Origin of the sequence: Salinicola halimionae, from assembly GCF_003206065.1 — a bacterium.
Taxonomy (GTDB): domain Bacteria; phylum Pseudomonadota; class Gammaproteobacteria; order Pseudomonadales; family Halomonadaceae; genus Salinicola; species Salinicola halimionae.
In genome coordinates, this window is the sequence record NZ_PZJQ01000004.1 from 153,598 (window position 1) to 167,407 (window position 13,810).

The window sequence follows — 13,810 nt, forward strand, 5'->3', positions numbered from 1 at the left end:
ATAGCATGAGCGCGCCTCCATATCCCTGCGTGTCATTCGATCCATGCAAGCATCTACCGGTACCCAGAAATACGAGTTCAACAAGCTGCAGAAGCGCCTTCGCCGCCAGGTCGGCAACGCGATCATCGACTACGGGATGATCCATGAAGGCGACAAGGTGATGGTCTGCCTTTCCGGCGGCAAGGACTCCTACACCATGCTGGAGATTCTGATGAATCTGCAGCGTAACGCGCCGGTCGATTTCGAGCTGGTTGCGGTCAATCTCGATCAGAAGCAGCCAGGCTTCCCCGAGCACGTGCTACCCGAATATCTCGATGCCAGGGGGGTGAGTTATCATATCCTCGAGCGCGATACCTATTCGGTGGTCAAGGAGAAAACCCCGGAGGGCAAGACGACCTGTGCGCTTTGCTCGCGTCTGCGTCGCGGCTCGCTCTATGGTTTCGCCGAAGAGATCGGGGCGACCAAGGTGGCGCTTGGGCACCATCGCGAAGACATTCTCGAGACGCTGTTTCTCAACATGTTCTTCGGTGGTTCGCTCAAGTCGATGCCGCCCAAGCTGTTGTCGGACGATGGCAAGAACATCGTCATTCGGCCGTTGGCCTACTGTCGTGAGGCCGATATCGCCGAATTTTCGCGACAAATGGCGTTTCCGATCATCCCCTGCAATCTGTGCGGCTCGCAGCCCAACATGCAGCGACAGGTGGTCAAGGAGATGCTGGCGGAGTGGGAGGTCAAGCATCCAGGGCGGCTCGAGACGATGTTCAAGGCGGTAACCAACGTCGCCCCGTCGCAGCTCGCGGATCGCAATCTGTTCGATTTCGAGGGGCTGGAAGCCAAGCAGCGCCAGCGGCAGGAGACGCGCATCGACACCCTCGATTTGCTCGCTCGCGAAGCCTGAACGAATACAGAGTCGTGATACGAGGTGATAGGCCCGCCGGAGGTGATCTTCAGCGGGTTTTTGGCGTCGGGAAGATACATTTTTAGACCCTGCCTAGGCTAGCGGGCCGCCCAGAATGGTCTTGCTCATGCCGCTCATGATATGGGTGCCGTCTTCCTCGGCAAGTTCGGCATACCATGCTTGCGTGGCGACCGGGTCAGCGCCGTGGGTCGTCTCCGCGCGCTGACGAGCCCGGGTGATGATCTGGCCGACCCGCTCGACGCGCGCCTCGTCGTAGGCCTTGAGTGCCGCGGCAATGTCGCCCTCGGCATTGTCCAGCATCCGAGCCAGCACCCAGGCATCTTCCATCGCCTGACAGCCACCCTGACCCAGGTCCGGCGCCATGCCGTGGGCGGCATCGCCGAGAATCGCAGCGCGTTCGCCGACCAGCGTTTCCAGTGGTTCGATGTCATGGATCTCGACGCGGGCCATGGCATCGGGATCGAAACGTTCCAACAGCTTTTGAACGGGTTCCGCCCAGCCCGCAAAGTGCTCGGAGAGCTCTTCTCGGTAGCGAGAGGCGACGTTGGTCGACCCAGCCGGGAGCGGCACGTCGAAGAAGCAGTAGAATTCGGGTGTGTCAGCATCACCACTCATCGGCATCATCGACACACGCTGATGGTCGCCGACGTACTGGGCCCACTGGTCGAGTGGCGCTAGATCCGGCGACGCGGCGACGCGCACGTTCCAGTTGACGTAGCCGCAGTAGCGGCGTTCGACGGGATGACCCAGCGCTCGTTCGCGTAGCATCGAGTGAGTGCCGTCGGCAATCACGATCAGGTCGGCCCGGCGCATCGAACCCTCGGCGAAAGTTGCCTCCACGCCGTCATCGTCGCAGCGGTAATCGGTACAGGCCAGACCGAGTGTGACATTTTCGGGCCCCACGGCGTCCAGCAGCAGCTGTTGAAGCGTCGCTCGGGCTATGGGGCAGGCGCGCTGCCCGACCTCGTCGTAAAGCGGCTGCAAACTAAACTGGGTCAGCGGCTTGCCGTGCCGGGAGATATACGCCATGGCGCTCATGCGTCCGCTGGCCTGCTCGACGGCATCGCCCACGCCGAGAGCCTTGAGCACCTTGACGCCGTTGGACCAGACCGAAAGGGCGGCGCCCACCGGGCGAAGTTCGGTGACCCGGTCGACGACCTCGACCCGGTGGCCCGATTGCTGCAGCGCCAGGGCAGCGGTGAGCCCGCCCATGCCGGCACCGATGACGAGAACGTTCAAGGCCATGAATTGTCCCGAGTTGTTGTCGTTGAAGAACGTATCGTTGGTTCGATCGAATCTGACCGATCGATCAGGTTTTGTCATCCTACGCAAAAACGATACTCGCTGGGAATGCCGGTGCTGCCATCGCGGGGATCGATGCCAGGTTGGTGTCGTCTTTTTTTCGACAAAGTTTCTTCGACAAGGCAAAACGATGACCAAGGTGGTGATAGCACCGACACTCGAGATCCAGGATCGCGAAACCTTGCGCAAGGCGCTGGATGCAGGCGATGGCTCACGTCATGAAACCGCGCTGGGCGGATTTATCGTCGAGGGCGTGGCGATGTCTGGGCGTCTGATCCTGTGTCATGGCGCGGGCGCCGGACACGACTCCGAATTCTTGAGCCAATTGCGTCAGCGGCTGGCCGCGTGCGGTATTCAGATCGTCGCAGTGTAGTTCGGCTACATGACTACCATGCGCCGAGAGGGCAGGCGCCGCCCCCCGCCCAGAATCGAGACGCTGGTCGCGGAACTTGGCGAATGGCATCGGGCTATCAGGACGCTCGATAGCGATACGCCGCTCTGGTTCGGTGGCAAGTCGATGGGCGGAAGAGTTGCGAGCCTGCTGGCGACGCGTATCGACATTGCGGGCTTGGTGCTATGCGGCTATCCGTTTCATCCTCCTAGAAAGCCGGAGCTGTTACGGCTCGATCACTGGCCGCAGATTGCCTGTCCAATGCTGCTGTTCCAGGGGACGCGCGATCCGTTCGGGCGACGTGACGAGGTCGAAGGTTATGATTTTCCGGCCCAGGTCGAATGCCACTTCCTGGAGGGGGGAGACCACGATTGGCAGACCCTCAAACGTCATGCGCAGACACAGTCGACATTGATCGATGAAGCTGTTGGCCGCGTGGCACGGCGGCTGGGCGCAAGTGAATGATCCGGATAGAGAAAAGCGGCGCGAAAAGCTGTTGACTTTGAACCGGTCACAGGTAGAATGCAGCGCCACGTGACCACGGGTGGTTAGCTCAGCTGGGAGAGCACCAGCCTTACAAGCTGGGGGTCACAGGTTCGAACCCTGTACCACCCACCACTGCGTTTTCGCAGTGCCTGGGTTCACGTGTTGCAAGCCGTGATAGCTAGGCAAGCGGTTGCAAGAAAAGCAGTTGGAAAATGCGGACCGGTAGTTCAGTTGGTTAGAATGCCGGCCTGTCACGCCGGAGGTCGCGAGTTCGAGTCTCGTCCGGTCCGCCATTTCCACCGACATGAGTATGTCTTACAAGACTTACGGTGTCGTTTGCGAGTTGCATAGTAGGTTTTGCTAGTTGCGTAGTCAGTATCGTGGGTCTGCGTTTTGACTCAAGCTCTCGATGCATAGAGTGGACCGGTAGTTCAGTTGGTTAGAATGCCGGCCTGTCACGCCGGAGGTCGCGAGTTCGAGTCTCGTCCGGTCCGCCACGCTTCGCACTGGTATCATTGGTTGTATTGAGTTTGTTTGACGTTTGGGTGGTTAGCTCAGTTGGTTAGAGCACCAGCTTCACATGCTGGGGGTCACAGGTTCGAGTCCCGTACCACCCACCATAGCGGACCGGTAGTTCAGTTGGTTAGAATGCCGGCCTGTCACGCCGGAGGTCGCGAGTTCGAGTCTCGTCCGGTCCGCCAATAACGTCTTCTGATTCAACTTTCATCTCTTGTTTTTGCCATGTGCTGCCGCGAACAAATCGCGGATTCTGGCACTTCAGTACGGCAATCCTCCTTATCCTGCTTTTTTTCCCGCTGTGTCGGCTTGATCTAGCTGTCCGCATCGCGTCTAGCTGTCCGTATCGTCCAACTGTCAGCATAGATAATCTTCGTACAATGGTACCGCTTTGGTGGAATGGTCCTCGTCGAGGTTTCCGTTACACTGCCGTTCATACGCGCGTTTGAAAGCCGCTGCCTGCGGCGTGCGCCTGGACATGAGTGGAGCCAATAAGTGACGCGTTTTCCCCATCTCTTTCGTCCCCTCCAAGTTGGCTCGCTGACGCTGCGTAATCGTGCAGTCATGGGGTCGATGCATACCAATCTGGAGGAAGCGCCGAATGGCTTCGGGCGGCTGGCAGCGTTCTATGCGGCACGGGCGCGTCACGGCGTCAGCCTGATCGTCACCGGCGGGATTGCACCCAATGCGGAAGGCGCGGTGTTCCAGGGAGCCGCCAAGCTGACCGAGGCCGTCGAGGCCGAGCAGCATCGTCCCGTCGTGGAAGCGGTGCATGCGCACGGTGCTCACATCTGCCTGCAGATTCTGCACGCGGGCCGCTACGCCTACTCACCGGATCTGGTTGCGCCCTCGGCGATCGCCGCCCCCATCAGTCGGTTTACCCCGCGTGCGCTGAGTGAAGCCGATGTCGAACAGCAGGTCGAGGATTTCGTGCGTTGCGCCCGGCTCGCCCAGCGTGCCGGGTATGACGGCGTCGAGATCATGGGATCGGAAGGTTACCTGATCAATCAGTTTCTGTGTCGGCGTACCAACCATCGTGACGACGCCTGGGGCGGCGACAGCCAGCGTCGGCAGCGCTTCGCGGTCGAGGTTGTGCGCCGCGTCAGGGAACGTTGCGATCCGGACTTTCTGCTGATCTTTCGGCTGTCGATGATCGACCTGGTGGAAGAGGGCAGCACCCGGGACGAGATCGTGGCGCTGGCGCAGGCGATCGAGCATGCCGGGGCGGACGTGATCAACAGCGGCATCGGTTGGCACGAAGCGCGTGTGCCGACCATCGTCACCAGCGTGCCGCGCGCCGCCTTCGTGGCCGCCAGTCGTGCAGTCCGCGAGGCCATCTCGATCCCGCTGATCGCGACCAACCGGATCAACATGCCCGCCGTCGCCGAAGCCGTGCTGGCCGAGGGATATGCCGACCTGATATCGATGGCGCGCCCCTTTCTGGCGGATCCAGCTTGGATTGCCAAGGCCGAGCAGGGCCGCGTCGACGAGATCAATACCTGTATCGCCTGCAATCAGGCCTGCCTCGATCACACCTTCAAGGGCAAGCTGACTTCGTGTCTTGTCAACCCGCGCGCCTGTCACGAGACGGAATTGACGCTGACCCCGACCGACTTCCCCAAACGGATCGCGGTTGTGGGCGCCGGTCCGGCTGGGTTGGCCGCGGCCATTGCCTGCGCCGAGCGGGGGCATCGGGTGACGCTCTTCGAGCGTGATTCAAAGATCGGCGGCCAGTTCCGGTTGGCACAGCGCATACCCGGCAAGGAGGAGTTCTCCGAGACGCTACGCTACTTCACGACCCAGTTGGCACGCCATGGCGTGGAGTCGCGTCTCGATACCGAGGCCAATATCGATCGGTTGAAGGATTTCGACGAAATCATCGTTGCCACCGGTGTCCGACCGCGCACCCTCGACATCGAAGGGATCGAGCATTCCAGCGTGATCTCCTACCCGATGGCGATTCAACACCCCGAGCGGGTAGGGCGTCGTGTCGCGATCATCGGAGCGGGAGGTATCGGCTTCGACGTCGCGGAACTGCTCTCGCATGTCGAGCAGCCGGCACTGGACATCGAGCGCTGGTGCGACGAGTGGGGTGTCGATATGAGTGTCGAGAATGCCGGGGGGCTGAAGCCGCGAGTCCTGCCCGCCGTGTCACGGCGGATCACGCTGTTGCAGCGCAAGACCGACAAGCCAGGCGCGGGGCTCGGCGTGACCACCGGTTGGGTTCATCGGGCGGCGTTGCGGGCGCGTCGGGTCGAGACGTTATCGGGTTGTACCTACCGCCGTATCGATGCCGAGGGACTGCATTTTGACGTCGACGGCGAATCGCGCGTCCTGTCCGTCGACACGATCGTCGTGTGTGCGGGTCAGGAGTCGCAGAGTGCGCTTTATGACGCGCTGGTGGCGTCAAATAGGCGCGTGCATCGGATCGGCGGGGCGGATGTGGCGGCAGAGCTCGATGCCAAGCGTGCCATCGATCAAGGCACGCGCCTGGCGGCGTTGCTGTAACGGTCGCGAGCGCTAGCCCAGACCGTGCGGAGATCCCTCTTTCGACTCGACTGCGTTGAGGCAGCGTGAGTGGGAAGTGCCCCGGCGCTGCCGAGGCTCGAGGACAGGTGTTAGACTAAGGGTTCACCAGTGAGCGCGAGCCGTGTGACGGGTACCCCGTCGCTTCCCGGGTTCGCGCTTCTTGTTATTCAGGCCGCGACGCATTGCGACCCCATGCCTGACCCTCAGAAAACGCGATTCTCATTACCGTCACGGTTTCTGGATCGCTTTTCTCCGTGGAGGGATCGTACAAGGACCCCCAGATGACATCCGATTGCAGCCCTCGCTATCTGGCGAGCGACAATACCTCCGGCATTTGCCCGGAAGCCCTCGATTATATGATTCGGGCGAATGCCAGCGACGATCTCGCCTACGGCAACGATGCCTGGACTCATCGTGCCGCGGATCGTTTCCGTGAGCTCTTCGATTACGACTGTGACGTTTTCTTCGTCTTCAACGGTACCGCCGCCAACTCGCTGTCGCTGGCGGCACTGGGCCAGAGTTACCACAGCGTGATCTGTCACGAACTGGCTCACATCGAGACCGATGAGTGCGGCGGGCCGGAATTCTTCTCGAACGGTTCGAAGCTGCTCACCAGTCACGGTGAAAACGGCAAGCTGACCCCCGAGGGGATCGAGAAGCTGGTCGTGAAGCGCAACGACATCCACTACCCCAAGCCGCGAGTCGTCTCGATCACTCAGGCCACCGAAGTCGGAACGGTCTATTCTCGCGAGGAGTTGCTGGCGATCCGCACCGTCGCGGACAAGTACGACCTGCGTGTTCACATGGACGGTGCACGCTTCGCCAACGCCTGCAGTGCCCTGAATGCATCTCCGGCCGAGCTGACCTGGCAGGCAGGCGTCGACGTGCTCTGTTTCTCCGGTACCAAGAACGGCTTGCCGATGGGAGAGGCCATCCTGTTCTTCAACAAGGAGCTGGCCGAAGATTTTGCCTATCGCTGCAAACAGGCCGGACAGCTGGCCTCCAAGATGCGCTTCATCGCCGCGCCATGGCTGGGCCTGCTGGAATCCGGTGCGTGGCGGCGCAATGCCGACCATGCCAACGCCATGGCCCGGTATCTCGCCGACGGGCTCGCCTCGTTGCCCGGCGCTTCGCTGATGTTCCCGACACAGGCCAATAGCGTCTTCGTCAGTCTGCCCGAGCCGGTGATCACGCAGTTGCGCGCCAAGGGCTGGACCTTCTACACCTTCATCGGTGCCGGTGGCGCGCGTTTCGTGTGCTCCTGGAACACGACCTCCGAGCTGCTCGATCAGTTGCTGGCCGATGCGCGCGCCGCCTTCGACGACACGTGAAACTGACCGGCGTCCGCTGATCCGGACGCCGAGTCCCTCTCAATCCCCAACCTCTTCGGCTCGCGAAAGAAATTTTCCAGATTTTTCTTTTACTTAGCGACGACTAAGAAAAGTTGCGCATTTTGTCGGCGCAAATTCCCCGTGCAACGAAACCGGATCGTGGTAGCGTGTTCTAAAGCGTGTATTCCGACGCTGCGTTGAAAAGACTCGCAAAATGGGTCTACCCGGCGCTTCGTGCATCTGTCTATGCTGATAGTCAGCTAGCCCGTCGGGCAGGACGTTCGTCCTGTGCGGTCGGGGGTCACGACCAGGAGGCTTCCATGAGCATCTTCGATCACGTGCAGAGCCGTTACGAGCAGGTTCAGCAAGAAGAACTGAGCTTGCAGGAATATCTAGAGCTGTGCCGAAAGGATCCTCGGGTCTACGCCAACGCTGCCGAGCGAATGCTGAATGCCATCGGGGAGCCGGAAGCGATCGACACGGCCAAGGATCCCAGCCTGTCGCGCATTTTCTCCAACAAGGTCATTCGTCGCTATCCCGCCTTTGCCGAGTTCTACGGTATGGAAGAGGCGATCGAGCAGATCGTCGCCTATTTTCGCCATGCCGCCCAGGGGCTCGAGGAGCGCAAGCAGATTCTCTACCTACTGGGGCCGGTCGGTGGCGGCAAATCATCGCTGGCCGAGCGCCTCAAGCTGCTGATGGAGCGGGTGCCGTTCTACGCGATCAAGGATTCTCCGGTCTACGAGTCGCCGCTCGGACTGTTCTCGCCGGAAGAGGACGGCGAGCTCCTGGAAAAAGAGTACAACATCGCCCAGCGTCACCTGCGGGGGCCGATGTCGCCATGGGCTGCCAAGCGGCTCAAGGAGTACGGGGGTGATCTGTCCCAGTTCCGCGTGGTGCGCCTGCATCCGTCCCGGCTCAACCAGATCGCGGTCTCCAAGACCGAGCCGGGCGACGAGAACAATCAGGATATCTCGTCGCTGGTGGGCAAGGTGGATATCCGCCAGCTCGAGCTCTATTCCCAGGACGATCCAGATGCCTACAGTTTCTCTGGTGGCCTGTGCAAGGCCAACCAGGGGCTGATGGAGTTCGTCGAGATGTTCAAGGCGCCGATCAAGGTGCTGCATCCGCTGCTGACGGCCACGCAGGAGGGCAACTACAACCCCACCGAGGGCATGGGCGCGATTCCCTTCGAAGGCATCATCATGGCCCACTCCAACGAGAGCGAGTGGCAGCAGTTCCGCAACAATCGCAACAACGAGGCTTTCCTCGACCGGGTCTATATCGTCAAGGTGCCTTACTGCCTTCGCGTCTCCGAAGAGATCAAGATCTATCAGAAGCTGCTGGAGCATTCGTCACTCAACGAAGCCCCTTGCGCGCCGGATACGCTGCGCATGCTGGCGCAGTTCTCGACGCTTTCGCGGCTCAAGGAGCCGGAAAATTCGAGTATCTATTCCAAGATGCGGGTCTACGATGGCGAGAATCTGAAAGATACCGATCCCAAGGCCAAGTCGATCCAGGAGTACCGCGACGCGGCCGGTGTCGACGAGGGCATGAACGGGCTTTCCACGCGTTTTGCCTTCAAGATTCTCTCCAAGGTGTTCAACTTCGACGCTCACGAAATCGCCGCCAATCCGGTACATCTGCTCTACGTGCTGGAGCAGGCGCTGGAGCGAGAGCAGCTGCCCAAGGAGGTTCACGAGCGCTACCTGCGTTTCATCAAGGAATATCTGGCGCCGCGTTATGTCGACTTCATTGGCAAGGAGATCCAGACCGCCTATCTGGAGTCCTACACCGAATACGGTCAGAACATCTTCGATCGCTACGTCACCTACGCCGACTTCTGGATTCAGGATCAGGAGTATCGCGATCCGGAAACCGGCGAGCTGTTCGATCGGCAGTCGCTCAACGAGGATCTCGAGAAGATCGAGAAGCCCGCCGGCATTTCCAATCCCAAGGACTTTCGTCACGAGGTGGTCAATTTCGTGCTGCGCGCCCGCGCCCACAATAACGGCATGAATCCCAGCTGGCAGTCTTACGAGAAGCTCAGAGGTGTGATCGAGCACAAGATGTTCGCCAATACCGAAGAGCTGTTGCCGGTGATTTCGTTCAACGCCAAGGCGTCCGTATCGGACCAGCGCAAGCACGAAGATTTCGTCGATCGTATGGTCCGGCGCGGCTATACCGAGAAGCAGGTGCGTTTGCTGTCCGAGTGGTATCTGCGGGTGCGAAAGTCGCACTAGTAGATCGTCAATTGACGTCAGCTGAGGAGCGGCTTCGTTTCTAGCCGCGCTTCCAGGGTAGGGGCCATCCTTGGATGGCCGCTATCGCAGTACTCTGCGGGAGGTGCCATGAGCTACTTCATCGATCGACGCCCCAACGCACGCAACAAGAGCGCGGTCAATCGTCAGCGATTCCTGCAACGCTATCGCTCTCACATCAAGCGTGCCGTGGAGGAGTCGGTGAATCGACGCTCGATTACCGATATGGAGCGTGGTGAAAGGGTCTCGATCCCCACCAAGGACATCTCCGAACCTTCCTTCCAGCATGGCCCGGGCGGCCGACGTACGGTCGTGAACCCTGGCAACAAGGAGTTCGCCGAGGGCGATCGGTTGCGCCGTCCCGGTGGTGGCGGTGGTGGTGGCAGCGGCGATGGACAGGCGTCGGGTCAAGGCGAGGGCATGGATGAGTTCGTGTTCTCTCTGTCACGGGAGGAGTTTCTCGATTTCGTCTTCGATGGGCTGGAGTTGCCGCACCTCGAGCGCAAGCAGTTGCAGGTGCTGGAAGAAACCCGCCCCGTGCGTGCGGGCATCTCCAAGGAGGGCGTGCCGGCGCGCATCAATATCGTGCGTTCGATGCGCGAGGCACAGGCTCGGCGGATCGGTATGCGAGCGCCGTTGAAGCGGGCCCTTCGCGAAGCACAGGAGGCGCTGGTGGCCGAAGAGCGCAAGGATCCTGTGTTGCGCAATCCGGCGCGGATCGAGGAGCTGAAATCCGAGATCGCGCGGTTGGAAAAGCGGATTGGATCGATCCCGTTCCTGGACACCTACGATCTGCGTTACAACCACTTGACTCATCAGCCCATGCCATCGAACCAGGCCGTGATGTTCTGCATCATGGATGTCTCCGGGTCCATGACCCAGGCCCACAAGGATATCGGCAAGCGCTTCTTTCTGTTGCTCTACCTGTTTCTCGAGCGCAATTACGAGAAGGTCGAGCTGGTGTTCGTGCGTCATCACACGGTAGCCAAGGAGGTCGACGAGGAGGAGTTCTTCTACTCGCGGGAGACCGGCGGCACCATCGTTTCCAGCGCGCTGACGCTGGTCGACGAGATCATCGAGGCGCGTTACGCGCCGGAACAGTGGAATCTGTACGTGGCGCAGGCCAGCGACGGAGACAACTGGGACGACGACTCATCGAGCTGTCTTGAGCTGCTCGACGAGTCGCTGATGCACAAGCTGCAATATTTCACTTACGTGGAAATCACGCCTCACGCCCATCAGGCGCTATGGGAGGCTTACGATACGGTCAGGGCGGCCTACCCGGAGCGTTTTGCCATGCAACAGATCGTCCAGGCGGAAGATATCTATCCGGTCTTTCGTGAGCTTTTCCGTCAGCGCGCCCAGGGCTGATATCGGCCCGGGTGCAACGGAACGCAGCGAGGAGGAGAGCGATGACGCAACGCAAGCCCATAGCCACCGGTTCGGACTGGACTTTCCAGACGCTCGAAGCGTACGAGCACGCCATTGCCGAGCTGGCCAAAGAGTACCGGCTGGAGACCTATCCCAATCAGATCGAGGTCATCACTTCCGAGCAGATGATGGATGCCTATGCCAGCGTGGGCATGCCGGTCGGCTATCATCACTGGTCATTTGGCAAGCAATTCCTGTCGGTCGAGCAAGCTTACCGGCGCGGCCAGATGGGGTTGGCCTATGAGCTGGTCATCAATTCCGATCCCTGTATCGCCTATCTGATGGAAGAAAACTCGCTGATGATGCAGGTGCTGGTCATTGCCCATGCCTGCTACGGTCACAACTCTTTTTTCAAGGGCAACTACCTGTTTCGCACCTGGACCGATGCCTCGGCGATTGTGGATTATCTGGTATTTGCGCGGAAATACATCGCCCAGTGCGAAGAGCGCCACGGTGTCGAGGCGGTCGAGCAGCTTCTCGATGCCTGTCATGCGCTGCAGAATTACGGCGTCGACCGTTACAAGCGTCCTTCGTCGATCTCGGCCGAGGAAGAGGTGCGACGTCAGGAAGAGCGCGAGGCTTACCTGCAGACCCAGGTCAACAGGCTCTGGAGCACGATCCCGGTACCGGTGAGCGAACTCGCCCAGAGTCCGCTGCACGACCATGAAAACGATCCCCTGGGCCTGCACCGTCATGGACGCTATCCCAGCGAGCCGCAGGAAAACCTGCTCTATTTTCTCGAGAAGAATGCGCCGTTGCTGGAACCTTGGCAGCGCGAGATCGTGCGTATCGTGCGCAAACTGGCTCAGTATTTTTACCCTCAGCGTCAGACACAGGTGATGAACGAAGGCTGGGCCACTTTCTGGCACTACACCCTGATGAATCGCATGTACGACGACGGGTTGATCGATGAAGGCACCATGCTCGAGTTTTTGCAGTCGCACACCTCCGTTGTCGCCCAGCCGGGCTATGACAGCCCCTATTTCAGCGGGATCAACCCTTATGCGCTGGGGTTCGCGATGTTCAGCGACATCAAGCGTATCTGTCAGTCGCCGACGAGCGAGGATCGCGAATGGTTCCCGGATGTCGCCGGCAGCGATTGGCTGGAGACGTTGCATTTCGCGATGCAGAACTTCAAGGACGAGTCGTTCATTCAGCAGTTCCTCTCTCCCAACGTGATCCGCAATCTCAAGCTGTTCAGCCTGGTCGATGATGATCGCGACGATAGCCTTCAGATCGAAGCGATTCACGACGACCGAGGCTATCGACGCATCCGCGACGCGCTGAGCGTGCAGTACGCGCTGTCGGCCCGAGAGCCCAACATCCAGGTCTGGGAGGCCGATATCCGCGGAGACCGTTCGCTGACGCTTCGCCATGTGCAGGACCGGCGGCGACCGCTAGGGCAGAGTCTGTTTCCCGTGATGCGCTACCTGCATCAACTGTGGGGGTTCCCGATCAAGCTCGAATCGATGGAGGGTGGAGAGATCGTGCGTCGCTATCAGTGGCCGATCCCCGAGCCGGCTCGGGAATCGGCGTGATGGCGAGATCGCACGGCGCCACCGGCAGGGTCGAGCCGGGAAGACTTGATGGCTAAACGACAAGTGGTCAACGCAATGCCGTCCGAGGTCAGCCACATCCGGAAAATGGTTAGCAGCCAATAGTCAGGGGAAACCATTGACGAGAGCCGGGGAAAGAACGTTTGGCGCGGATATCAGGAATCTTCGGACGTCCAGCTACTGCACCAGCCATTGGTGGCAACCCGGTGGTCGGGGAACAAACCGCAAGCTTGCGTCGAGGCGGTGAAAAATTCGCAGTTGCCGCATCGCTGGCCTGCTTCGTACACACGATTGTCCTTCGCTCGCGCGGCGTCCTGAACATAGTCGAGTGCCCGGGCCTGATAGGCGCTGGGGTCTAGCATCGGCCTGTCCTGAGCCAGTGCGGGCAGGGCTCGCCAGCCCAGCAGCAGCAAGCCGGATGCGCAGGCGCCGTGTCTCAAAAAGCGGCGACGCTCTGCGTGGGGCACGCCATCGTCCCGACTATTCTGTGGCTTTTTCATCGTGACCCCCTGTATCGAAACTCTCCGACTCGCTGGCGTGGCATGGGCTGCCTCTCATTGCTGAATGATCTCGTTGCCGAAATTATGCGATGGCTCGTGATGCGTCCACAACAGTCAGGGCGGTTACACCGGGTACCGCGACATGATTGAAATTCGTCACGGACAGGGCGAATTGATGGCTACCGGCACGCGAAGGCGGAGGGCCATAGAGCTGATATACTCGCGCCGTCAATTTCATTCTTGGCCCGCGGAGCGCGAGACATAGCCCGATGGCTGGCTCGGTGGGCAGGCTCGTTGGGAGAGGAACATGCAGAACGCCGTTATTCTGATCAATGTCGAAAAGGGCCGGATTCGAGGCGTGGCCGAGCGGCTTGCCGACCTCGAGGGAATCAGCGAAGTCTATTCCACCTGCGGTCGTTATGATCTGATCGCCATCGCCCGCACGCGGGACTTCGAGTCGCTGGCCACGCTAGTGACAGAGCGTCTAATGAGCGTCGAGGGCATTCGCGACACCGAAACGCTCAATGCCATGCAGGTGCACTCGCGCCACGATCTCGACGCCATGTTTTCTGTCGGACTCTAGGTCAG

The 13,810-nt window shown here is 60.2% G+C and carries 11 protein-coding genes and 5 tRNA genes; 14 read left to right on the forward strand and 2 right to left on the reverse strand.

Translation table 11 applies throughout. The annotated features are described in order from the left end of the window. Nucleotides 1-43 precede the first annotated feature (43 nt). On the forward strand, nucleotides 44-898 hold the full coding sequence (gene ttcA, locus DOM27_RS06625; protein WP_110655278.1) for a tRNA 2-thiocytidine(32) synthetase TtcA: 855 nt from the start codon (nucleotides 44-46) through the stop codon (nucleotides 896-898). Between the two features lie 93 nt (nucleotides 899-991). Here ttcA and hpxO read toward each other — a convergent pair whose 3' ends face one another. Further along, nucleotides 992-2,164, reverse strand: coding sequence for an FAD-dependent urate hydroxylase HpxO (hpxO, locus tag DOM27_RS06630; protein ID WP_110656367.1), 1,173 nt, complete (start codon nucleotides 2,162-2,164; stop codon nucleotides 992-994). 187 nt (nucleotides 2,165-2,351) lie between these two features. Here hpxO and DOM27_RS18265 point away from each other — a divergent pair, with 187 nt between their 5' ends. The 12 genes from DOM27_RS18265 to DOM27_RS06690 all read left to right on the forward strand — a co-directional run bounded on the left by DOM27_RS18265 (nucleotide 2,352) and on the right by DOM27_RS06690 (nucleotide 12,704). Beyond that, complete coding sequence (locus tag DOM27_RS18265; protein ID WP_110655279.1) at nucleotides 2,352-2,594, forward strand: alpha/beta family hydrolase; 243 nt, start codon at nucleotides 2,352-2,354, stop codon at nucleotides 2,592-2,594. A 9-nt stretch (nucleotides 2,595-2,603) separates the two neighbouring features. Continuing rightward, complete coding sequence (locus DOM27_RS06640) at nucleotides 2,604-3,077, forward strand: alpha/beta family hydrolase (RefSeq protein WP_157956728.1); 474 nt, start codon at nucleotides 2,604-2,606, stop codon at nucleotides 3,075-3,077. Between the two features lie 77 nt (nucleotides 3,078-3,154). Next, nucleotides 3,155-3,230, forward strand: a tRNA-Val gene (locus DOM27_RS06645). 84 nt (nucleotides 3,231-3,314) lie between these two features. Beyond that, nucleotides 3,315-3,391 (forward strand) — tRNA-Asp (locus tag DOM27_RS06650). Between the two features lie 127 nt (nucleotides 3,392-3,518). Beyond that, nucleotides 3,519-3,595: transfer RNA gene (locus DOM27_RS06655), tRNA-Asp, on the forward strand. Between the two features lie 46 nt (nucleotides 3,596-3,641). Continuing rightward, nucleotides 3,642-3,718, forward strand: a tRNA-Val gene (locus DOM27_RS06660). Nucleotides 3,719-3,722: 4 nt separating this feature from the next. Next, nucleotides 3,723-3,799: transfer RNA gene (locus DOM27_RS06665), tRNA-Asp, on the forward strand. Between the two features lie 310 nt (nucleotides 3,800-4,109). Beyond that, complete coding sequence (locus DOM27_RS06670; protein WP_110655281.1) at nucleotides 4,110-6,122, forward strand: NADPH-dependent 2,4-dienoyl-CoA reductase; 2,013 nt, start codon at nucleotides 4,110-4,112, stop codon at nucleotides 6,120-6,122. A gap of 302 nt (nucleotides 6,123-6,424) precedes the next feature. Next, nucleotides 6,425-7,474: a threonine aldolase family protein gene (locus DOM27_RS06675; protein ID WP_110655282.1), complete on the forward strand. Its 1,050-nt coding sequence runs from the start codon at nucleotides 6,425-6,427 to the stop codon at nucleotides 7,472-7,474. Between the two features lie 320 nt (nucleotides 7,475-7,794). Next, nucleotides 7,795-9,717, forward strand: a complete 1,923-nt coding sequence (locus DOM27_RS06680) for a PrkA family serine protein kinase (protein ID WP_110655283.1) — start codon at nucleotides 7,795-7,797, stop codon at nucleotides 9,715-9,717. Between the two features lie 108 nt (nucleotides 9,718-9,825). Continuing rightward, a complete protein-coding gene (locus DOM27_RS06685; RefSeq protein ID WP_110655284.1) occupies nucleotides 9,826-11,106 on the forward strand; it encodes a YeaH/YhbH family protein in 1,281 nt (426 codons plus the stop codon). 41 nt (nucleotides 11,107-11,147) lie between these two features. Then, a complete protein-coding gene (locus DOM27_RS06690) occupies nucleotides 11,148-12,704 on the forward strand; it encodes a SpoVR family protein (protein ID WP_110655285.1) in 1,557 nt (518 codons plus the stop codon). 173 nt (nucleotides 12,705-12,877) lie between these two features. Here DOM27_RS06690 and DOM27_RS06695 read toward each other — a convergent pair whose 3' ends face one another. Then, nucleotides 12,878-13,222 (reverse strand): high-potential iron-sulfur protein, encoded by a 345-nt coding sequence (locus tag DOM27_RS06695; protein WP_110655286.1) that lies wholly within the window; start codon nucleotides 13,220-13,222, stop codon nucleotides 12,878-12,880. A gap of 307 nt (nucleotides 13,223-13,529) precedes the next feature. Between DOM27_RS06695 and DOM27_RS06700 the strand changes: the two genes are divergently transcribed. After that, a complete protein-coding gene (locus DOM27_RS06700; protein WP_075571652.1) occupies nucleotides 13,530-13,805 on the forward strand; it encodes an Lrp/AsnC family transcriptional regulator in 276 nt (91 codons plus the stop codon). The last annotated feature ends 5 nt before the right edge of the window (nucleotides 13,806-13,810 follow it).

Bases quoted from the DNA above. Each gene is read 5' to 3' on its own strand.
- ttcA (WP_110655278.1), top strand. From the start codon at position 44: ATGCAAGCATCTACCGGTACCCAGAAATACGAGTTCAACAAGCTGCAG.
- hpxO (WP_110656367.1), bottom strand. From the start codon at position 2,164: ATGGCCTTGAACGTTCTCGTCATCGGTGCCGGCATGGGCGGGCTCACC.
- DOM27_RS18265 (WP_110655279.1), top strand. From the start codon at position 2,352: ATGACCAAGGTGGTGATAGCACCGACACTCGAGATCCAGGATCGCGAA.
- DOM27_RS06640 (WP_157956728.1), top strand. From the start codon at position 2,604: ATGACTACCATGCGCCGAGAGGGCAGGCGCCGCCCCCCGCCCAGAATC.
- DOM27_RS06675 (WP_110655282.1), top strand. From the start codon at position 6,425: ATGACATCCGATTGCAGCCCTCGCTATCTGGCGAGCGACAATACCTCC.
- DOM27_RS06680 (WP_110655283.1), top strand. From the start codon at position 7,795: ATGAGCATCTTCGATCACGTGCAGAGCCGTTACGAGCAGGTTCAGCAA.
- DOM27_RS06685 (WP_110655284.1), top strand. From the start codon at position 9,826: ATGAGCTACTTCATCGATCGACGCCCCAACGCACGCAACAAGAGCGCG.
- DOM27_RS06690 (WP_110655285.1), top strand. From the start codon at position 11,148: ATGACGCAACGCAAGCCCATAGCCACCGGTTCGGACTGGACTTTCCAG.
- DOM27_RS06695 (WP_110655286.1), bottom strand. From the start codon at position 13,222: ATGAAAAAGCCACAGAATAGTCGGGACGATGGCGTGCCCCACGCAGAG.
- DOM27_RS06700 (WP_075571652.1), top strand. From the start codon at position 13,530: ATGCAGAACGCCGTTATTCTGATCAATGTCGAAAAGGGCCGGATTCGA.